The sequence below is a fragment of the Melghiribacillus thermohalophilus genome, assembly GCF_004342905.1.
Lineage (GTDB): Bacteria > Bacillota > Bacilli > Bacillales > Alkalibacillaceae > Melghiribacillus > Melghiribacillus thermohalophilus.
On the sequence record NZ_SMAN01000001.1, the window covers coordinates 173298 to 194838 of the forward strand.

The following is a 21541-nucleotide window of genomic DNA, read 5'->3' on the forward strand; positions in this document are numbered from 1 at the left end:
TTTCTTTACATCAGATGATATGGTTGAAAATCAACGACAATCTGGAGATCATTTTTTTGCATATCTTCCTCATATACCTGTAAGATCCGCTTGATCGTCATCTGCAGTTTAGACTCAACTTTGTATTTTACCATGCATTGATACCGATATCTATCTTTAATCCGAAGCAGGGGCGATGGAGTCGGCCCCAGAACTTTAGACTGACCTGACAGACGGCTGTTTAACATCTTCGCCATTCTTTGCGCAACCTCAATCGTGTAGATTTGATTCGGATGAGAAACCGTAATCAGTGCTAAATAGTAGTAAGGAGGGTACTGGAATTTTTTTCGTATTTGCATTTCTTTATAAAAAAATTGTTCGTAGTCATACTTGCTTGCCAGTTCAACCGTGTAATGTTCAGGAGTATAGGTTTGAATCAACACTTCTCCGGGCAATTCATGTCGCCCGGCCCTGCCGCTGACCTGGGTTAATAACTGAAACGTTTTTTCTGCGCTGCGAAAATCGGGCAGATGAAGCATGGAGTCAGCAGCGAGGACTCCCACAAGGGTAACATGTTCAAAATCAAGCCCCTTGGCAATCATCTGTGTTCCTAACAAAATATCTGCCCGTCTATGTCCAAATTCAGCAAGAAGCCTCTCGTGGGCACCTTTATTTCTTGTTGTATCCACATCCATGCGGATGATGCGTGCTTCCGGAAAGGTGAGCTGCAAAGCCTCCTCCACTTTTTGCGTTCCTGTTCCAAAATAACGGATCGTATCACTGTAACATTCCGGACAGCGGCCGGGCATGGGGATTTCATAAGAACAATAATGACACTTCAGCCGTTCCTGTTTTCGGTGATAGGTCAAAGAGATATCACAGTGGGGACACTGCAACGTGTGGCCGCAGTCTCGACAAATCACAAAGGTCGAATAACCCCGCCGATTTAGAAACAACACAATCTGTTCCTTGCGACTTAAACGTTCCTGAATTTTTTCCTGAAGGGACCTCGAAAACATCGAACGATTTCCTCTGTGCAACTCTTCCCTCATATCTACAATTTCAACTTCTGGCATGGATTGATTGTTAATGCGTCTGGAAAGGGTTAACAGCCTATATACTCCCTTTTTGGCTCTGGCATAGGTTTCAAGGGCAGGGGTTGCACTTCCCAGCACAACAGGGCAACGATGATATTGGCCCCGGAAAACAGCCACATCACGGGCATGATACTTTGGATTATCTTCCTGTTTATAGCTTGATTCATGCTCTTCATCAATAATGATAATACCCAGGTTCTGAAAAGGTGCAAAAATAGCAGATCGTGCCCCTACCACTACTTTTACTTCCTGACGCTGGATCTTTCGCCACTCGTCCAGTTTCTCTCCAGGTGAAAGACCGCTGTGCATGACAGCCACATCCGCTCCAAATCTGCTTTTAAACCGCTGAACCATCTGGGGAGTCAAAGCAATCTCAGGAACAAGCACAATGGCTTCTTTGCCTTTTTTTAGCACCTTCTCAATGGTCTGCAAGTAAATTTCCGTTTTGCCGCTTCCTGTCACTCCATGCAGCAAAAACACATCATGCTTTTCGTTTACAATGGATTCTTCAATCGGTTTGATCGCCTGTTTTTGTTCACCAGTGAGCTCCTTCGGTTTTGTTTGAATAAACTCGCGATTATTATACGGGTCCCGGTACTCATCTTTTTTAAAGGTCTGGAGCAGCCCTTTTTTCATTAACTGCTGAACGGTCTGACGTGTCGTATGTAAGGTGTCTAGCAATTGTTTCAGGGGGATGGCATCTTTGTGTTCGATAAAAAATTCCACAATAGCCCGCTGTTTTTTAGCAGCAGGTGAAAAATCCTCTAATGCTTCTTCTAACTGGTGCAAATCTTTGGCAGGCTTCACCCATGTTGACTTTTTTCTAGTCTCTTTGCTTTTTACAATGTAATGAACCTCCACCAGCCCGTCCTTAATAGCCTCTTGTACCTTCCTGTAAGGGATCTGTTTTTCTTGAATTTCCGCAAATGGAATGACAGACCTCCCTGCAAATAAAGGTTTCAATTCATCAGACAATTCCTCTTCCAGAGCAAGACATTCCAATTCTTTTTCATACTTTGCCTTCAATGCCTGTGGCAACATGACCTGGTATGCTGTTATATGAAAGCTCAGAGTCTGCTCTCTTATCCATTTTCCAAGTTCTATCAGCTCCCCGGTTAAAACCGGTGTTAAATCCATTACATCATCGATCGGTTTGAGGTGCTTCAAATCGGTCTGGTCTGCTACCTCAAGAACAAACCCCATTACTTTTCTTGGACCGAAAGGAACGATCACCCTCATCCCTTTTTCAATCATGTGTTCAAATTTTTCAGGGATTTCATAATCAAAGGGTCGGTCGGTCTGAAAGGCAGGTACATCCACAATTACCCGGGCAATTTTCACGGTTGATCATCCTTCATATCCTGTTCCATCAGTTCAAACAGTTTATAAGCTATATCTAGTTTTGACAGGCGTGGGAGACTGACTTCTAGACCCTTTTGATTGATATAGGTGACAATGTTTGTATCCTCGCCAAATCCTGCTCCATCTTTTGTCAAATCATTCACAACGATGGCATCCATATTTTTTTTCTTTAATTTTTCTTTGCCATGTTCAATCGGCTTGTCCGTTTCCGCTGCAAATCCGACCAGAAATTGATGGGTTTTTCGCTTTCCCAGTTCGGCCATAATATCCTTTGTGCGTTCCATTTCAATGATCAGTGGAGCCATTTGTTTTTTGATTTTATGATCATAGACTTTTTTCGGACGATAGTCGGCTACAGCTGCTGCTTTGATGACGAGGTCTGCATCCTTAAAACCGGACAGAACCGCTTCATACATTTCCTCTGCAGATGTGACCTCTACACAGTTGACCCCGGCCGGGCATCCGAGACTGGTGGGACCGCTTATAAACGTTACCTTTCCTCCGAGCTGTTGAGCAGCCTGGGCTAATGCATATCCCATTTTTCCTGAGGAATGATTGGTAAAAAAACGGACAGGGTCCAATGCTTCCCTGGTTGGTCCGCCAGTAATGATAATGTTTTTACCTTTAAAAAAACTTGTTTTCGTTTCCTGTTTTTCGATTACGTCAATGATGGTTTCGGGTTCTTCGAGTCTTCCTTTGCCAACATAACCGCATGCCAGATATCCGTCGCCTGGCTCGATAAATTTGAACCCGAACGACTCCAGGGTTTTCATATTTTGTTGAACCGCTGGATGGTCATACATATGCACATTCATAGCCGGAGCTACATAAACCGGTGAACGTGAAGCTAACAAGGTTGTGCTCAGTATATCATCAGCAATACCATTAGCCAGCTTGCCAATCATATTGGCGGTGGCTGGAGCCAGAATTGCGAGATCAGCCCAATCAGCGAGATCAATATGGGCAATTTTTTTCGGATCTTTTTCATCAAAGGTATCAGTATAGACAGGCTGGCGGGAAAGAGCCTGGAAAGTCAGAGGCTGTACAAACTCCCGGGCACTTTCAGTCATGATCACTTTGACGATTGCTCCTTTTTGGGTTAGTTTGCTGGTAAGTGCGCACGCCTTATATGCAGCTATTCCTCCTGAAACTCCGAGTAAAATTTTTTTTCCTCTCATATTGGAATATCCCCCTTATAGACAGATATACAAAACGGCTTGATAAAAAGCTTCCTGAAAATCTGAAATCCCTTGCCATTCCAGTTCACAGCAAGGGATTTGATTACATGATCAACGACTATTGCCGAAATCGCAATAAATGGCCGATCATCAGCCTTATTCTTCGGCAATTTGTATTTTTTCTGCATGAATTTCTTCGAGGGCTTTTCCTACGTATTTATAGGACTTAGGATTTTCCATCAACGACTTTTTTGAATCCTGCATTTCACGGGCGCGTTTAGCTGATAAAATGACAAGTGCATATTTAGAAGGAACCTTTTCCATCAAAGAATCAATGGATGGCTCTAACATCATGTTACATCACCCTCCAGTGCTTTTTTATATTGTTTGGCGACACGTTCTCGTTTACAGTGTTCACTTTGAACAATAGACAAGATTTTCTCAACCGCTTTTTCTACTTCATCGTTGACAACCACGTAATCGTATGCATCCATCATTTCAATTTCTTCTCTTGCTGCAAGAAGTCTGTTTGTGACCAACTCTTCTGTTTCAGTACCCCGGTTGATGATCCGGTTTTTTAGCTCTTCTAGACTCGGCGGAATTAAAAAGATAAATACACCTTCAGGGAAATTCTTTTTTACCTTCATAGCTCCCTGAACTTCGATTTCCAGAAACACATCTTTTCCTTTATCTAACGTTTCCTGAACATACTCTTTCGGTGTCCCATAATAATTGCCAACATATTCAGCCCACTCCAGCAGCTGGTTCTGTTCAATCATGTTTTGAAATTCCTCTTTAGTCTTAAAAAAATAATCCACGCCATCCTTTTCCCCTTCACGGGGATTACGGGTAGTGACGGATATGGAATATTGCAGATTGGTTGCTTTTTCAAAAAGCGCTTTCCGGACGGTACCCTTTCCTACACCAGAGGGGCCGGAAAGCACAAACAAGATGCCTTTTTCTTCAATCACTGTTATGCCTCCTACCCTTCATATGATAAATCGTCATTGCTAATGACTCGCTGGCCGACTGTTTCAGGCTGCACGGCAGAAAGAATGACATGGTCACTATCCGTAATGATAACAGCCCTTGTTCGCCTGCCATATGTAGCATCTACCAGTTTGTTATTTTCCCTGGCTACTGAGATAATCCGCTTAATCGGTGCTGACTCAGGGGATACGATGGAAATGACACGATTCGCAGATACAACATTTCCAAAACCGATATTAATTAATTTTAAACTCAATTCTTTTCCTCCTCTATCATTTACCCAAACAGCAACGTCCAATATCATTATTATATGAAAAAATGTAACCGAATCTCAATGATTATTCAACATTTTGAACCTGTTCTTTTATTTTTTCGATTTCACTTTTCAGGGCAACGACCCAGCTGCTGATCTTTGCGTCATTTGATTTCGAACCAATCGTATTGGATTCCCGAAGCATTTCCTGAACGATAAAATCGAGTTTGCGTCCGACAGCATCACTCATCGACAATGTTGCGATAAATTGCCTGGTATGACTGAAAAGTCTGGTTACCTCCTCAGAAATATCCCCTTTTTCTGCAAGAAGAGCAACTTCATGCAAAATTCTTGATTCTTCTATGGATAACTCTTCTCTGGCATACTCTTCGATTCGTTGTTTAATGCGTTCTCTGTAGTACTCAATGACCGCCTCCCTCTGTTCTTCTAAGTTTGCTACCAGCTTATTGATGTCATGAATCCGATTTTTAAGATCCTGGCTTATAGCTTTTCCTTCTTCGATACGCATTTCATATGCATGAATGAACGCCTGATTAAGTGTGTCCATCAGGGTTTTTTCCAGTTCATCATCCTCTTCCTCAATTTCTTGTATATCAAAGGGCTCTTCCATATGCAAGAGATCCCTGACAGTAATAGTTTCTTCGAGATGGTAGCGCTCTTTTGCCTGATGTAAGATTTCGACATATTGATCGATCAGATGCCAGTCAACCGTTAAATGCCGTTTAATGAGTCCTTCCCCTTCGATTTTAATAAAAACATCCACCCGTCCCCGCTTAAAAAATTCCCTGGCCTTTTTCTTAATTTTTTCTTCTAAATACAGCAGGGTTCGAGGAAGTTTTACCGACAGATCCAAAAACCGATGATTCACTGTTCGAACCTCTGCCACTATGCGGTTTCCGTTTTTTTCACAAACAGATCTTCCATAACCTGTCATGCTTTTAACCATGTTATCCCTTCCATTCCGTGCAAAATCTTCACAATATGTATCCCCCGGAAAACCATGTCCAAACCGAATATATCCAGAATTTATTATAGCGAAAATTTGTTCGCTGAACAATTGTCTCATCATAAACTTATTTCTTATTTCATGTTCGGAAAGCTGTTTAAATATGAAAAAATGTTTTAGAAACCACGTTATATTTTCATTGTCCGATTTGATCATGGGGTGCTGGCCTCGCGGTCAACACCCTGCTTCTGTTTAATGGTTGCCTTTTCCGGTTCCGAAAATCATCGTAGGTATAGCGCTGAGAGCGAGGATCATCAGCCATTCTCTTAATGGAAGACTGACCGTATGGAATATCGGCTGCAGCGGCGGATAATACACCACCACAAGCATAAGCAGAAGCGAAGATAAAACAGCCCCTACTAGATACATATTTCCAAAGGGGTTGCGGGCAAATACCGACTGATCGGACCGGCAATCAAACACGTGAATAAGCTGTGCCATGACCAGTGTGACGAAAGCGATGGTCTGGGCGTATTCGAGGTGGTCCGGCTGTTGTTGATAAGCAAACATAAACGCAATCAATGTAACAAGTCCGATCATGAATCCCCTGGAGATGATTTTAAATGCCAGCCCCCTTGCGAAAATACTTTCTTTCGGATGGCGCGGAGGTTTTTTCATGACATTTTTCTCAGGCTGATCCAGACCCAAAGCCAGCGCAGGAAGACCATCGGTTACAAGGTTGACCCATAAAATCTGAACCGGTACTAAAGGGAGTGGCATTGCCAGGAGCATGGCAAACAGCATGACCAGAATTTCTCCAACATTTGATGCCAGCAGATACCGAATAAATTTTCGGATATTCTCATAAATGTTTCTCCCCTCTTCAATGGCAGCTTTAATGGTCGCAAAATGATCATCCATCAAAATTAAGGATGAAGCTTCTTTTGTAACATCGGTTCCGGTAACCCCCATACTGACACCAATATCACTGGCTTTGATGGCAGGGGCATCATTTACCCCGTCTCCGGTCATGGCCACGACATGTCCTTTGCGCTGCAAGGCTTCCACAATCTGCAATTTGTGCTCCGGAGATACCCGGGCAAACACATATACATTATCGATGATTTCAGACAACTCCTCGGCTGTCATCATGGATAAATCATAACCTGTCAAAACCTCGCCTTGATCTGGAAGGATGGTCAGCTGATCCGCAATAGCCCGGGCAGTACTCGCATGATCCCCTGTAATCATCACTGTTTTAACCCCTGCTTCCCGGCATGCCTCAATGGCTTCCTTTACATCTTCCCTTGGAGGATCGATCATCCCGAATAATCCGAGAAAAATTAGATCTTTCTCAAGGTCTACATCTTTCAGAGGTTGAGAATGTTCAATCGGCTTATAACACACCGCCAGTGTTCTCAGTGCCTGATTCGCCATGTCGTCCATATGCGTTTCCAGTTCTTTTTTTCTCGATGGAGTCATCACTTTTTTTTCGCCGCACGAGAATACCCAGCTGGTCCGGTTCAACAGTACTTCAGGAGCACCCTTGGTAATGACATACCGTTTATGATTCTCATCTTCTACGACAACAGTCATTCTCTTTCTGCTGGAATCAAAAGGGATCTCATGGATGACTTTATAGTTCTTTAGGTGCTGCCTGGCAATATCCCCCTTTTGAGCGGCTACAATCAAAGCACCCTCTGTCGGATCACCTTCCACCATGTATTTTCCATCCTTCTCCCGGATGCTGGCATGATTGCACAGGACACCATAGGTCAGCAATTTCTCAAGCCCTTCTATTTCAGAGCTTGATTGTTTTTGTTTTTGCTGATAAAAATATCCTGCCGGAGAGTATCCTTTCCCGGAAACACGGATGGGTTCCTGTTCAGGAAGATAGATTTGCTGGACGGTCATTTCATTTTTGGTCAATGTACCGGTCTTGTCCGAGCAAATCACACTGGCACACCCCAGGGTTTCGACAGCCGATAATTTGCGGACAACCGCCCGTCGTTTAATCATGCGCTGTACTCCCAGAGACAGTGCAACGGTCACAATGGCGGGAAGCCCTTCTGGAATGGCAGCAACCGCAAGGGAGACACCGGCCAGGAACATGTTATATACCGAATGGCCCTGATAGACCCCAAGAACGACCACAAGCGCCGTTAAAACCAGAGCGGCCGCAATCAGAACTTTCCCCAGCTCTTCCAGTTTTTGTTCGAGAGGGGTCGGTTTTCGCTTTGTTGCGGATAACATGGATGCAATCTTTCCCATCGCCGTTGACATACCTGTTGCAACCACAATCCCATAGCCGTTTCCACGTGTCACAAGGGTTCCGGCAAAAGCCATGTTATGCTGGTCCCCGAGTTCCAGGTCATGTTCTGTCAGCTCACTGGCCATTTTTTCTGCTGGATGGGATTCCCCGGTCAGTACTGATTCCTCAATTTCAAGGCTATTCGTCTTCAGGAGCCGAATGTCTGCGCTGACCCGATCTCCGGTCTCTAACTTTACGATATCTCCGGGGACTAATTCTTTGGACGGAATCTGGGTCCATTCGCCTTCCCGAAGGACTTTTGCCATAGGAGCGGATAATTCTTTCAGTTTCTCCAGTGACTTTTCAGCCTTTTGTTCCTGCACATAGCCCAGGACGGCATTCAAAAGAACAATGGCCATAATGGTGATGGCATCCACATACTCACCGATCAGCCCAGAAATTAAAGTGGCTGCCAGCAGCACGAGAACCATAAAATCCTCAAACTGTCTGAGGAAAATAAAAAATCGGGAAGGTTTCTTTTCCTCCGCTAATACATTTTCCCCTGATTTTTTCCTTCTTCTGTCTGCCTCTTTATGAGAAAGCCCAAATGTTTCGCTGGTGTTCAACTGTTGTAAGATATCTCTTCGGGATACCTGATACCACTTCACGTCTCTTCCCCCTTAAGCTTGTCTTTTGTATATGTATTCAGCCTCGTCCAAAAAAATGCTATACTTTGTATATTGTGAGGTGATCAGTATGTCTTTTGATGGCGTAGTCACAAGAGCTGTCGTTCATGAACTGAAAGAAAAATTGGTTAGAGGAAGAATTATAAAGATTTATCAGCCAACCCAGTCAGAACTAATTCTGGTTGTTCGTCATAAAGGTAAAAATGAGCAGCTGCTCCTTTCGGTGCATCCCACTTATGCCCGGATGCATTTGACCGAAACTTCTTTTCAAAACCCTAAGAAGCCGCCGATGTTCTGTATGCTCCTCAGAAAACATCTGGTCGGTGGATTTATTGCCGAAATCGAACAGGTTGACATGGAGCGGATTGTTCGTATGAAGGTTCGGGGAAAAGATGAAATTGGGGATGAAACAAACAAAGTGCTGATCATTGAAATTATGGGCAAGCACAGTAACATCATACTTCTGGATGAAGAGAATAGGATTCTCGACAGCATCAAACATCTTCCCCCATCCCAGAACAGCTATCGGACCGTGATGCCTGGCCACCCGTATGTTGCCCCGCCGGATCAGGGGAAAATGAATCCGCTAACGATAGAAAGTCTGGAGTTCATCAAAAAAATGGACTTCAACAGCGGGAAAATCGATAAGCAAATCGTGCAGCTGGTAATGGGTTTTTCCCCGATGATTGCCCGTGAAATCGCACATCAGGCTTATCTAGGGTCCAACGAAAAATATCAAAGGGTGTTTGAATCTTACCAGCAAAAAATGATGAATCATGTGTACTCACCCGTGATTTTTCGGAATGACAAAGAACGTTTTTATGTTTTTGAGCTTGAACATATCCAGGCAGAAACGGAAGCATTTTCTGACGTAAGCGAAATGCTCGATCAGTTTTTTGCCGGAAAAGCCGAACGAGACCGGGTCAAGCAGCAGGTCAGCGATCTAACAAAATGGCTCAAAAATGAACGGGATAAAAACGAACGAAAAATTAAAAAACATCAGGATACATTGCGAAAAGCAGACCAGGCAGACGCATTCCGCCATAAAGGGGAACTGTTGACGGCTAACATGCATCTGGTAAAGAAGGGGGATCATTCCGTTAAAGTCATCGACTACTATGATCCCGATCAGAAGGAAATCGAAATTGAGCTTGATCCAAACAAGTCCCCGAGCGAAAATGCCCAGAAGTTTTTCCAGACCTATCAGAAATTGAAAAAATCAAAACAGATTGTTAAGGAAGAAATCAAAAAGGCTGAACATGAAGTTCAATATTTTGATCAGCTTCTGCAACAGCTGGAAACAGCAAGAGAAGAAGATATTGAAGAAATTCGCGAGGAACTGCGGGAAGAGGGTTACTTGAAAAAGCAGCGAGCAGTGAAAAAAAAGAAAGATAAACATGTACCGAACCCGGAAAAATTTACAGCCAGTGATGGTACAGTCATCTATGTAGGTAAAAATAATAAACAGAATGAATACCTGACCAGCCGTCTGGCCAACCGGGATGATATCTGGCTTCATGCCAAAGATATTCCCGGTTCCCACGTGGTGATCCGAAACAATAGCCCGTCAGAGGATACCCTACTGGAAGCGGCCCAGCTGGCTGCCTATTTCAGCAAAGGTAAGCAATCCTCTTCTGTTCCGGTAGATTATACCGAGGTAAGACACGTCAAAAAACCGAAAGGAGCAAAACCCGGCTTTGTCATCTATGAGAACCAGAAAACATTGTTTATCACACCCGATGAACAGGTAATCAGGAGACTAAAGGAAGATCAAAAAAACCATTAAAACTTAACGTTTGATGGTACCTGCTTCTGGATATATGTAAAAGCCCGGTTAAAACCGGGTTTTTATTTTCATTTTCTGTATATGTACAGGCTATGTAACGTACATTAACATTGGGTTTAAGGTTGTAAACTTCGATATCATCATTCAGTTGTAAATCAGGCATCATTCAAACATATATTCCAAACAAAATCAGCATAATTCGGTATCACTGCCTAAAAAGCGTTTAAACCATTTTTATGAGAAGATAACTCACTGCAACTCCGATTTGGGAAAACAAGAGAAATAAACTGCCGCAACCCCTGCAACCATCCGTGATTGTGTTCGCCAGATTCAGCGCCTCGTCAGCACCTTTCTCATGTTTTTGATCGTGAGTTTTCTGATCATCTTTTTCCTGCATTTGGATCACCTTTCATCTAAGAGACTCATACCATAAAACTAGAAAATATGTTATTTTTAGTTTAATATACCTATATGAGTGGTTCAAAAGAATCGGTTCCTGCAATATAACGAATGATTTCATATCGATAGGCAGCAGGTATGAAGGGGGACGCATAAATTCAAAATGAAAGGAGGATTTGATGAAAAAATTAAAGTTGACCAGTTTGATTTGTTTAATTGCGGGACTGGTTGCCATTGTATATGGGTGGACACAGTCATGGGCGTTTGGTGCTGATTTCAGACAGTATGAAGAAATGCTTATGAAAAGGACAATCCGTTTCTATGTTTTTATTGTCAGTGGTTTTATCTTAATTCTTATTGGTATTATTGTGGATTATATTAGAAAAGTATTTGTTCAGATTCAGGAAAAAAACAATGGTTAATATACATATATCTCCCTGAAAGAACATATGGCACGGATCACATAACCACCTTATCCATGCCTGATCTATTCAAGAGAAAATAGCTAGTGCCCTTCTCAATGATATCAAAACCCCCATTGTCTTGATCGAGGCTCTCATAAACCTAAATATATTCCAGATTTAGACTGTATACCATTCCAACCTATCCGATACGTTATACCTCATTTCATACCCTTTCAAATGTAGCAGGCTCAAATATGACACGATCATCATTTATAAAAAATATCCGAACTAATCACTGAACGATTGAATAGAGTTCGGATATTTCCTTACCTTTTTCAGTTGTGTCCTGCCTATTACGGATCATCAGGAAGAGATAAAGAACAGGATGAAAATGAGAAGTGTTCCAAAATAAAATCCGATAGAATGATACCAGTATTTCTTAACTTCCTTTCGAAGCATAAAATAATTCCAGATGAAGAATACGATTATGCCGACGATTAAACTGAGAGCCGCTTTCCATGACAGGATGGATTCCCCCTGTTCCATCTCGAGAACTACCCACAAATAAATGTATAAATAGCAGGTAAAAATCCCTAAAGCCGTATTTCCAATCGCTATCCATGCCCATTTGGAAACTTGCATGAATCATCCCTGCCTTTTCATAGATTGTCATACGCCACCTATTGTACTATTTGTGACATGTCCTGACAATAGCAAGGCAAACTACAGGTTATTTCTCCATTTCAGTAGGTCTTCCTTTTCCTTATCGTTTAACTGGCCGGCTTCAATCATGATGTCAACAAGGGTATCGAAGTCGGTTAAACTATCATAAAGGATATGATGTTTTTTAAAGTTTTCCTGACTGATTGACAGCCCGTAAGTAAAAATGGACAGAACTCCCAGCACTCTGGCTCCGGCTTCCTCCAGTGCAGTCGACGCCTGCAAGGAACTTTTTCCGGTAGAAATTAAATCTTCAATCACAACCACTTTTTGGCCTTCATGGATTTTTCCTTCGATCTGGTTTTGTTTCCCGTGGGATTTGGCTTTGCTTCTTACATACACCATTGGCAGATTCAAGATTTCTGAAACCCATGCTGCATGGGGGATCCCGGCAGTTGCACAGCCGGCAATCACCTCTGTTTTCGGATAGGTTTTTTTAATCTTTTCCGCAAATCCCTGGGCAATCGCTCTGCGCAACTCAGGATAGGACATGGTCAATCGATTATCACAGTATATGGGAGATTGGATGCCTGAAGTCCAGGTAAACGGACGATCGGGACGGACCTGTAGCGCGTCGATTTCCAGCAGTTTTTTAGCGAATTCCTGTCTATTCATGGTTCCACTCCTTTATGGCCTGTTGATATGCTTGTTTTGGATGAGGAGCTCGTGTAATGCTTCTTCCCATTACAATGGCATCGCTTCCGAGTTTTCTTGCAAGACCAGGTGTGGCCACCCGTTTCTGGTCATCTGTGGTGTCACTTTGAAACCGAATCCCAGGTGTTACCGTCATAAAGGATGATCCACATGCTTCCTTAATCAGAGGAACTTCATGAACCGAACAAACTACCCCATCTGCTCCAGCAATCTGGCTCAGCTTCGCATAATGAATAATCGTTTCATTTAACCCCCACTGGATTCCCAGCTCTTCATGAAGCATAGTCTCGTCTGTAGACGTGAGCTGGGTAACCCCAATTAAGTATGGACGCTGCTGTCCCGGAATGGTTCCAGCTTCAAGTCCTTCCCTTGCTGCTTCCATCATCCGCTTTCCACCGGCAGCATGTACATTAATCAGTTCAACACCGAGACCAGACAGATTTTTCATCGATTCTTTCACCGTATTAGGAATGTCGTGTAGTTTCAGATCTAAAAAAATGGAATAGCCCTCAACCTTTAGCTTTTCAATAAGCATCGGTCCTTCCCGGTAAAACAGCTGCATGCCGACTTTTACCGGGATGTTTGTTAGTTCATTTTCCTTTAAAAAGTCAAAGGTTTTTTCAGCATCTGGAAAATCCAGTGCCAGATAAAGCGGTTTATTCATGGGGTCCTTCTCCTTTCAGCCGGCATTCATGAATCGATGAAAATCCGTATCTTTCCAGGGTTTCCGGAAGGCTTTCGATCACTTTTGGACAAACATATGGATCCAGAAAATTGGCGGTTCCGATGGCTACCGCATTTGCTCCGGCCAACAAAAATTCCACTGCATCCTCCGCTGACGTAATACCGCCCATGCCGATAATCGGAAGATCCAGTGCCTGTCGAACCTGATAAATCATTCGAAGGGCGATGGGCTTAATAGCCGGACCGGACAGCCCGCCGGTTTCATTGGCTATGATCGGACGTTTTTGATGAAGATCAAACCGCATGCCTGTAAGGGTGTTGATCATGGATAATCCGTCCGCCCCAGCATCTGCAACCGCCTTTGCCATTTCTACAATATCGGTGACATTAGGGGACAGTTTCACATACACGGGTTTATCGCTGACCTCTTTTACTTTTTCTGTCAAATAAGCTGCCGTTTTCGGATCGGTTCCGAACTGAATCCCCCCTTCTTTTACATTTGGGCAGGAGATATTGAGTTCAATGGCATGAACCACCGGGTGACGGGAAATTTTTTCGGTTACTTCCACGTATTCTTCAACTGTGCTTCCGGCCACATTGGCCACCACTGGCACATCATAAGACATTAAAAAAGGGAGTTCCGTTTCGATGATCTGATCAACCCCGGGGTTCTGCAACCCGATGGCATTGAGCATGCCTGATGGGGTTTCGGCTACCCTCGGTGTTGGATTGCCATATCTGGCTTTTCCTGTTGCCGCTTTAATGACAATGGCACCAAGCTGGTTCAGGTCGTAAAATTCGCTGAATTCACGTCCAAAGCCAAAACATCCAGATGCTGGCATAATGGGATTTTTCAGGTCTAGCCCGGGTAACGACACCCTTAAATCTGCCATAGTACCACCTCTTTTGCTGGAAACACCGGGCCATCTTTGCAGATTTTCCGGTATCCTCGATCATCATTCGGATCTGTTGTCTTGCACACGCAGGCAAAACAGGCGCCGATTCCACATCCCATTCTTTCTTCTAAAGACACATAGCCTTTTACATCTTTTAATTTTCGTGTAACGGCATGCAGCATCCCTAAAGGACCGCATGTATAATAAAGATCCATATCTGCTTCGAGTACGTCTGTAACAAGACCCCTTTTGCCATAGGACCCGTCATCCGTCAAAATCATCGTTTCTCCCAGTTCTTGAAACTTGTCCTCATAAAAAACAGCATCCATTGTTTGAAATCCTAAAACGGCCGTCACCCGATTACGTTCCGCCAGTTTTTTTCCGAGATAGTACAGGGGCGGAACACCTACCCCGCCGCCGATCAAATAGATATGTGCTCCTGTAACTTTTTCCACGGGAAATCCATGCCCCCTCGGACCGAGGACATGGATTTGATCACCTGGTTTTGCCTGGCTTAGCCATTTTGTGCCTTCCCCAATGACTTTATAAATGATTTTGACTGTCTGATCATCTTGGTCAACATCTGCAATGGACAGTGGTCTTCTCAACATATGACTGAACCCTTCACCTATTTTCAGGTGCAAAAATTGTCCGGGCTGTGTCATGGTAGACACCAGTTCCCCGTGAAGGGTCATTTCATAGGTGTCCAGGGCAATGGGCTGATTGCTTACCACTTCCATCCACTGTTCCTTCATCATGAAAGGGTCACCCCTTTTTGAGCTGGAAGGGCCTGTGCCGTAAAGGTCATGGATTCAATCACACGTAAAATAGCTCTAGCTGTATCCAGCGAAGTCAGGCAGGCTACTCCGTGCTCTACCGCTTCCCTCCTGATGCGGAAACCGTCTGTGTGGGGCTGTTTCCCACGTGTTAAAGTATTGACGACAAACTGCACTCGCCCATTTTCAATAATATCCAGGACATTTGGTTCCGGAGCACCAATTTTCCCTACTTTGATGACAGGAATATTCATAGATTCGATCAGTTCCCCGGTTCCTTCCGTGGCATAAATCTGGAATCCAAGAGAATGGAATCGCCCGGCAATGTCTTCCAGTTCATCCTTATCTTTGTCAGCAATCGTTAACAAAACGGAGCCTTCTGTCGGGATATGAAGTCCGGATGCCGTCAACCCTTTGTACAGCGCTTTTTCCAGTGTCAGATCCCGTCCGATCACTTCCCCGGTGGACTTCATTTCAGGGCCAAGGGTAATATCAACCCGGCGCAATTTTTCAAAGGAGAATACCGGCACTTTGACCGAAACTTCTTCTGGTTCCGGCATGACTCCACTCTGATAGCCGAAATCGGAAAGCTTCTTGCCGAGAATGACCTGTGTTGCCAGATTGGCCATGGTCACTCCCGTAATTTTGCTTAAAAATGGTACGGTACGGCTTGCCCTTGGGTTCACCTCCAGCACGTACACCTCATCGTCATGAAGAACAAATTGAATATTGATCAGGCCGACCATTCCGAGCTCTCTGGCAATATCCTTTGTGATGTCCACACAGCGGTCTTTATGTTTCTGAGGAATCCGCTGGGTTGGATAGACCGCAATGGAGTCACCCGAGTGAACACCGGCCCGCTCAATATGTTCCATAATCCCCGGAATCAGAACATCTTCTCCATCACAGATAGCGTCTACTTCAATCTCAATTCCGGTCAAATAGCGGTCGATCAGAACCGGATGATCCTGATGAACTTTAACAGCTTCGTTAATATAGCGTTTCAAGTCTTCCCGTTCATAGACAATTTCCATGGCACGGCCGCCCAGTACATAAGATGGACGAACGAGAACAGGATAGCCCAGTTCTTCAGCAGCCTGAATCGCTTCCTCTTCACTGGTAGCAATGCGGGCGTCCGGACGGGCAATCTTTAATTTTTCCAGGGTTTGTTCAAATTTATCCCGGTCCTCTGCACGATCGATGGCTTCCAGTGATGTACCGAGAAGGTTTACTCCCCTTTTGGCCAATCCTTCGGCAAGGGAAATCGCTGTCTGTCCCCCAAACTGGACAATGACTCCATCTGGTTTTTCCAGATCCACTACATGCATGACATCTTCAAGCGTTAATGGTTCAAAATAAAGTTTGTCTGAAATGCTAAAGTCAGTTGAAACGGTTTCCGGATTGTTATTCATTATAATGGCTTCATATCCGGCTTCTTTCAGGGCCAGTACAGAATGGACGGTGGCATAGTCGAACTCGATTCCCTGTCCGATTCGGATTGGTCCAGAACCGAGAACTAACACTTTTTTCCGGTCACTGACCAGGGATTCATTTTCGAATTCATACGTGCTGTAGAAATAAGGGGTTTCGGATTCAAATTCAGCAGCACAGGTATCCACCATTTTAAACACAGGAAGGATACCATTTTCTTTTCGGTAATGGTAAATATCCTCTTCGGATTTGCCCCAGAGACGGGAAATCGTTAGATCAGAAAATCCTTTTTGCTTTGCTTTTTTTAATAATTCCTCATCATAAGGACTGTTAGCCAGCTCCATTTCCAGCTTGATGATCGATTCAAGTTTGGTTAAAAAGAACCGGTCAATCTTTGTATGTTCATAAAGCTCTTCCACAGACATTCCCCGGCGCAATGCTTCTGCCACAAGGAAAAGACGCTGATCATCAGCCCTTTTCAGCCGGGCGATGAGTTCATCTTCCTCCATGAGTTTGGCTTCTGGCAGGAACAGTTCATCGGTTTCAATTTCTAAGGAACGAACCGCCTTTAAAATCGATTCTTCAAAGGATCTTCCGATGGCCATCACTTCACCGGTCGCTTTCATCTGGGTGCCCAGACGGCGGTTAGCAGATACAAATTTGTCAAATGGCCAGCGTGGAATTTTGGAAACCACATAGTCTAATGCCGGTTCAAAGCAGGCGACTGTCTTACCGGTTACCGGGTTTTTCATTTCATCCAGTGTAAGCCCTACGGCGATTTTGGCTGCCATCCTGGCAATCGGATATCCTGTTGCTTTAGAAGCAAGGGCGGATGAGCGGCTGACCCTCGGGTTCACTTCGATGACATAGTAATCAAAGCTGTGGGGATCCAGTGCCAGCTGGACATTACATCCCCCTTCAATCTGGAGAGCACGGATAATCTTGAGGGAAGCATCCCGAAGCATCTGATATTCTCGGTCACTTAACGTCTGAGATGGTGCCACAACAATGGAATCTCCCGTATGGATGCCTACTGGATCTACATTTTCCATATTACAGACCACAATGGCATGGTCCTGGCTGTCTCGCATGACTTCATATTCAATTTCTTTAAAGCCGGCGATATTTTTTTCAATTAAACATTGATTAACAGGAGATGCCTGAAGACCGCTTGCGGCTATTTCCTTCAGTTCCTCTTCATTGTCACACATGCCTCCCCCGGTTCCTCCCAGGGTATAGGCAGGACGCACGATCACCGGATACCCGATTTCCCTGGCAAAAACAAGCGCTTCCTCAACGGTGCTGACAATGGTACTGTCCGGTACTGACTCCCCCAATTCATTCATCAGGGCCCGGAATTGCTCCCGGTCTTCTGCTTTCTGAATGGCATCAAGGGGAGTCCCTAAAATTTCAACCCCGTATTCCTTTAAAATTCCTTTTTCCTCTAACTGAACCGCCATATTTAATCCAGTCTGCCCGCCGAGGGTAGGCAAAAGGGCATCCGGCTGTTCAATGCGGATAATTTTCGCCAGAAAGTCTACGGTTAAAGGTTCCATATAAACCTTGTCTGCAACAGTCTGGTCGGTCATGATCGTAGCTGGATTGGAGTTGGCGAGAACCACTTCATATCCTTCTTCTTTTAATGCCTGACAGGCCTGTGTCCCGGAATAGTCAAATTCTGCAGCCTGGCCGATTATAATCGGACCTGAACCAATCACTAAGATTTTGTGGATGTCTGTGCGTTTTGGCATGGAAATCCTCCTTGCTCCTGATGTTTCTTAATACGGTCTAAAAATTCATCGAACAGGGAATTGGAATCTTCCGGACCCGGTGAACTCTCCGGATGATACTGTACAGAAAACACAGAGTATGTTTTATGCTCCAGTCCTTCTACTGTTCCATCATTTAGAGCATACTGGGTCACTTCCAGATCTGTTTTTCCCACCGATTCCTCATCAACGGCATATCCATGGTTCTGGGAAGTCATCCATACTTTTCCGGTGCGGATATCTTTTACTGGATGGTTCGAACCTCGATGGCCAAATTTCAATTTGCTTGTATTGGCTCCTGAAGCCAGGGCGATGAGCTGATGTCCCAGGCAGATACCAAAAACCGGTACCTGTCCCATAACCGTCTGCAGCATCTCAATCGCCTCCGGTACATCCTTTGGATTGCCTGGACCATTGGATAACATGACACCATCCGGTTTTAACTGTAGAATTTCTTCACCGGTTGTGTTGTACGGTACCACGGTTACGTGGCAATTGCGCCGGGTGAATTCCCTTAAAATGCCGTGTTTCATTCCATAGTCGACGAGCACAATTCTGTATCCCCGTCCTGGAACAACATATGGTTTAACCGTAGAGACCCGTTTTACCTGATCCCTTGGAAGCGCAGTATTTTTCAGCCGGTCCATCACTTCCTCATCGGACACCTGATCCGAAACCATCATCCCTTTCATCGTTCCATGTTTTCGTATGATACGGGTCAGCTTGCGCGTATCAACCCCCTGAATGCCTGGAATATCTTTTGTTTTTAAAAATTCATCCAGGGTTTCTTCACTTCTGAAATTTGACGGAACATCACAGCTTTCCCTTACAATGACTCCGGCTGCGGCGGGATGAATCGTTTCAAAATCGTCCCGATTGATGCCGTAATTTCCGATAAGCGGGTAGGTAAAGGTAATAATTTGATCACAGTAAGAAGGGTCAGAAATGATTTCCTGATACCCGGTCATTCCGGTATTAAAGACAACTTCACCGAAGACATCCTTTTCACTGCCAATCGCTTCTCCGTGAAATACCGTCCCGTCTTCTAGAACGAGTTTACGTTTTCCCATGTTCGTTAAACCTCCTGCCAGACAATTTTGCCTTCTGCGATGGTAAGTACAGGCCAGCCGTTTACAACATAACCGTCAAACGGCGTATTTTTTCCTCTGGAAAGGAACGCTTCTTTTTGAATGGTTTTTTCTTTTTCCAGATCCATTAACACCAGGTCAGCTGAAGCTCCAGGGGTGAGCTTTCCATATGGAAGATTGAAGATTTTTGCCGGCTTTACTGTTAATAGATCGACCAGCTCTTTCAATGAAAGAATACCTGTTTGAACCAGGTGAGTATACAAAAGGGGAAATGCGGTCTCTAGACCCACAATTCCAAAGGGTGCCTGGAGAAAACCAGGCTGTTTTTCTTCCTCTGTATGGGGAGCGTGATCCGTCGCTATACAGTCGATGGTTCCATCCAAAAGCCCTTCAATCAGCGCCTCCTGATCTTCCTTTGACCGAAGAGGAGGATTCATTTTATAATTGGCGTCATCGGATGGAATATCTTCATCATTTAAAAGAAGGTGATGAGGCATGACTTCTGCTGTTACGTGAATGCCAGCTTTTTTGGCATCCCGAATCACCCGTACGGATTCTTTTGCGCTGACGTGGCAGACGTGATAATGGCACCCTGCCGCTTCAGCCAGCAACACGTCCCGTGCGATATGCACCGATTCACTGATGGATGGGATTCCTGGAAGGTCCAGTTCTTTGCTCCGTTTCCCATCATGCATGACTCCGCCGTAGACCAGGGAATTGTCTTCGCAGTGAGCCACAATAGATGTGTTTACTTCTGCCGCTTTCTTCATCGCTTCGTACATCATGCGGGCTTCCTGAACTCCGACACCGTCATCGGTAAAAGCTAACGCACCTAACTGTTTTAGCTCCGAAATGTTAGTCATTTCCTTGCCAAGCTGCTGTTTGGTGATCGATGCATATGGCAAAACTCGCACATGGGCATTTTTCTCAATGAGCTCTAAAATTTTTTCCAGATTTTCTTTTGAGTCAGGTACTGGACGGGTATTTGGCATGGCACATATGGTTGTAAAGCCGCCTCTTGCAGCGGCTTTTGTTCCTGTTTCGATCGTTTCCTTTGCTTCTCCACCAGGTTCCCGCAGATGTACATGAATATCCACCAGACCCGGAATCAGCAGTTTTCCTTCCCCGTCAATGATCTGACCGGCATCGGCTTTTAGATGTTTTCCGATGGATTCGATTTTCCCTTCACGGACATAAACATCAACCGTTTCATTTGTGTCAGGCGAATCTAGTAATTTGACGTTCTGAATGAGCAGGGACATTTAAATGGCTCCTTTCTCTAAAAGTCGATACAATATTGCCATTCTCATCAAAACCCCATTAGATATTTGTTTAAATATTCTCGAGCGGTCACATTCTACCAGTTCATCAGCGATTTCCACCCCACGGTTCACTGGAGCCGGGTGCATAACTATGGAATGATGTTTCATACGCTGTTCCCGTTCCATTGTTAAACCGTAAAGCTGGTGATATTCTTCTATCGTCCAGTTCATCTGTGAACCATGACGTTCATGCTGAACCCTGAGAAGCATCAGAACATCACTGATTTCAACCGCCTCATCCATCGAAATATATTCATACGGCAGGCTCTGGTCCTGCCAGATGTCGGGGGCAGAAAGATAAACATTTGCCCCCAGCATAGACAGGGCATAAGCATTAGATCTGGCAACCCTGCTGTGGAGTATATCTCCGCAAATGACTATATTTAATTTATTGAATTTACCAAACTCTTGATGAATCGTCAATAGATCCAGCAAAGATTGTGTAGGATGTTCTCCCTTTCCATCACCTGCATTGATGAGGGGAATGGATATCCTGTCGGTTAAGTCCTTATAATATTGATCTTCTGAATGACGAATGACAACAAGGTCTGTTCCAATCGCTTCCAGCGTCTTAACCGTGTCATAAAGGCTTTCACCTTTCGTGGTGCTGGAATGCTCCGGCACAAAGTTCAGGAGAGATACCCCCAGTCGATGGGCGGCCATTTCAAAACTCATTTTTGTTCTTGTGCTTGGTTCATAGAAAAGGTAGGCCGCCGTGAACTTTTCGCTTAATTCCGGGACTTGACCATTGCTGATGCGTTCAGCTTCTTCTAAGAGGGAAGCAATCTTATCTGTGTCCAGATCTTTCATCGATAATAGATGTTTCATATCCGAACCGGCTCCTTGATT

19 protein-coding genes are annotated in these 21541 nt (G+C 44.4%); 2 read left to right on the forward strand and 17 right to left on the reverse strand.

What is annotated here, in order from left to right; translation table 11 throughout:
• Window positions 1-5: 5 nt before the first annotated feature.
• From priA to EDD68_RS00905, 7 genes are all read right to left on the reverse strand, one after another.
• Window positions 6-2417, reverse strand: a complete 2412-nt coding sequence (gene priA, locus EDD68_RS00875; RefSeq protein WP_132370192.1) for a primosomal protein N' — start codon at window positions 2415-2417, stop codon at window positions 6-8.
• On the reverse strand, window positions 2414-3616 hold the full coding sequence (gene coaBC, locus EDD68_RS00880) for a bifunctional phosphopantothenoylcysteine decarboxylase/phosphopantothenate--cysteine ligase CoaBC (protein ID WP_132370194.1): 1203 nt from the start codon (window positions 3614-3616) through the stop codon (window positions 2414-2416). Before coaBC ends, priA begins: the two co-directional genes overlap by 4 nt.
• Window positions 3617-3772: 156 nt before the next feature.
• Window positions 3773-3970, reverse strand: coding sequence for a DNA-directed RNA polymerase subunit omega (gene rpoZ, locus EDD68_RS00885; protein ID WP_279388226.1), 198 nt, complete (start codon window positions 3968-3970; stop codon window positions 3773-3775).
• The gene (gene gmk / locus EDD68_RS00890; RefSeq protein ID WP_132370196.1) at window positions 3967-4587 is read right to left on the reverse strand and encodes a guanylate kinase; all 621 of its coding nucleotides are present in this window, start codon (window positions 4585-4587) and stop codon (window positions 3967-3969) included. Before gmk ends, rpoZ begins: the two co-directional genes overlap by 4 nt.
• Before the next feature lie 11 nt (window positions 4588-4598).
• Window positions 4599-4862: an extracellular matrix/biofilm regulator RemA gene (gene remA / locus EDD68_RS00895; protein ID WP_132370198.1), complete on the reverse strand. Its 264-nt coding sequence runs from the start codon at window positions 4860-4862 to the stop codon at window positions 4599-4601.
• Window positions 4863-4944: 82 nt separating this feature from the next.
• Window positions 4945-5826, reverse strand: coding sequence for a YicC/YloC family endoribonuclease (locus tag EDD68_RS00900; protein WP_132370199.1), 882 nt, complete (start codon window positions 5824-5826; stop codon window positions 4945-4947).
• 252 nt (window positions 5827-6078) lie between these two features.
• Window positions 6079-8745 carry a calcium-translocating P-type ATPase, SERCA-type gene (locus tag EDD68_RS00905; RefSeq protein ID WP_132370201.1) on the reverse strand — a complete coding sequence of 889 codons (2667 nt, stop codon included), beginning with the start codon at window positions 8743-8745 and terminating at the stop codon, window positions 6079-6081.
• An 88-nt stretch (window positions 8746-8833) separates the two neighbouring features.
• Here EDD68_RS00905 and EDD68_RS00910 point away from each other — a divergent pair, with 88 nt between their 5' ends.
• Window positions 8834-10549 (forward strand): Rqc2 family fibronectin-binding protein, encoded by a 1716-nt coding sequence (locus tag EDD68_RS00910; RefSeq protein ID WP_132370203.1) that lies wholly within the window; start codon window positions 8834-8836, stop codon window positions 10547-10549.
• Window positions 10550-10772: 223 nt separating this feature from the next.
• Here EDD68_RS00910 and EDD68_RS15125 read toward each other — a convergent pair whose 3' ends face one another.
• The gene (locus EDD68_RS15125; RefSeq protein WP_165902011.1) at window positions 10773-10946 is read right to left on the reverse strand and encodes a hypothetical protein; all 174 of its coding nucleotides are present in this window, start codon (window positions 10944-10946) and stop codon (window positions 10773-10775) included.
• A 181-nt stretch (window positions 10947-11127) separates the two neighbouring features.
• On the opposite strand from EDD68_RS15125, the gene EDD68_RS00915 reads away from it, so the two are divergent.
• The gene (locus EDD68_RS00915; protein ID WP_132370205.1) at window positions 11128-11370 is read left to right on the forward strand and encodes a hypothetical protein; all 243 of its coding nucleotides are present in this window, start codon (window positions 11128-11130) and stop codon (window positions 11368-11370) included.
• A 345-nt stretch (window positions 11371-11715) separates the two neighbouring features.
• Here EDD68_RS00915 and EDD68_RS00920 read toward each other — a convergent pair whose 3' ends face one another.
• The 9 genes from EDD68_RS00920 to EDD68_RS00960 form a co-directional block, all read right to left on the reverse strand.
• Entirely contained in the window at window positions 11716-11994 is a 279-nt protein-coding gene (locus tag EDD68_RS00920) for a hypothetical protein (protein ID WP_132370207.1), read from the reverse strand.
• 81 nt (window positions 11995-12075) lie between these two features.
• Window positions 12076-12687, reverse strand: coding sequence for an orotate phosphoribosyltransferase (pyrE, locus tag EDD68_RS00925; RefSeq protein WP_132370209.1), 612 nt, complete (start codon window positions 12685-12687; stop codon window positions 12076-12078).
• Window positions 12680-13390 (reverse strand): orotidine-5'-phosphate decarboxylase, encoded by a 711-nt coding sequence (gene pyrF, locus EDD68_RS00930; protein WP_132370211.1) that lies wholly within the window; start codon window positions 13388-13390, stop codon window positions 12680-12682. The genes pyrE and pyrF overlap by 8 nt, the downstream gene beginning before the upstream one ends.
• Window positions 13383-14303: a dihydroorotate dehydrogenase gene (locus tag EDD68_RS00935; RefSeq protein WP_132370213.1), complete on the reverse strand. Its 921-nt coding sequence runs from the start codon at window positions 14301-14303 to the stop codon at window positions 13383-13385. The genes pyrF and EDD68_RS00935 overlap by 8 nt, the downstream gene beginning before the upstream one ends.
• Window positions 14291-15064 carry a dihydroorotate dehydrogenase electron transfer subunit gene (locus EDD68_RS00940; RefSeq protein ID WP_132370215.1) on the reverse strand — a complete coding sequence of 258 codons (774 nt, stop codon included), beginning with the start codon at window positions 15062-15064 and terminating at the stop codon, window positions 14291-14293. The genes EDD68_RS00935 and EDD68_RS00940 overlap by 13 nt, the downstream gene beginning before the upstream one ends.
• Window positions 15061-18264, reverse strand: coding sequence for a carbamoyl-phosphate synthase large subunit (gene carB / locus EDD68_RS00945; protein ID WP_132370217.1), 3204 nt, complete (start codon window positions 18262-18264; stop codon window positions 15061-15063). Before carB ends, EDD68_RS00940 begins: the two co-directional genes overlap by 4 nt.
• Window positions 18231-19352 carry a carbamoyl phosphate synthase small subunit gene (locus EDD68_RS00950; RefSeq protein WP_132370219.1) on the reverse strand — a complete coding sequence of 374 codons (1122 nt, stop codon included), beginning with the start codon at window positions 19350-19352 and terminating at the stop codon, window positions 18231-18233. Before EDD68_RS00950 ends, carB begins: the two co-directional genes overlap by 34 nt.
• A gap of 5 nt (window positions 19353-19357) precedes the next feature.
• Entirely contained in the window at window positions 19358-20632 is a 1275-nt protein-coding gene (locus EDD68_RS00955; protein ID WP_132370221.1) for a dihydroorotase, read from the reverse strand.
• On the reverse strand, window positions 20633-21520 hold the full coding sequence (locus EDD68_RS00960) for an aspartate carbamoyltransferase catalytic subunit (protein WP_132370652.1): 888 nt from the start codon (window positions 21518-21520) through the stop codon (window positions 20633-20635).
• Window positions 21521-21541 lie beyond the last annotated feature (21 nt).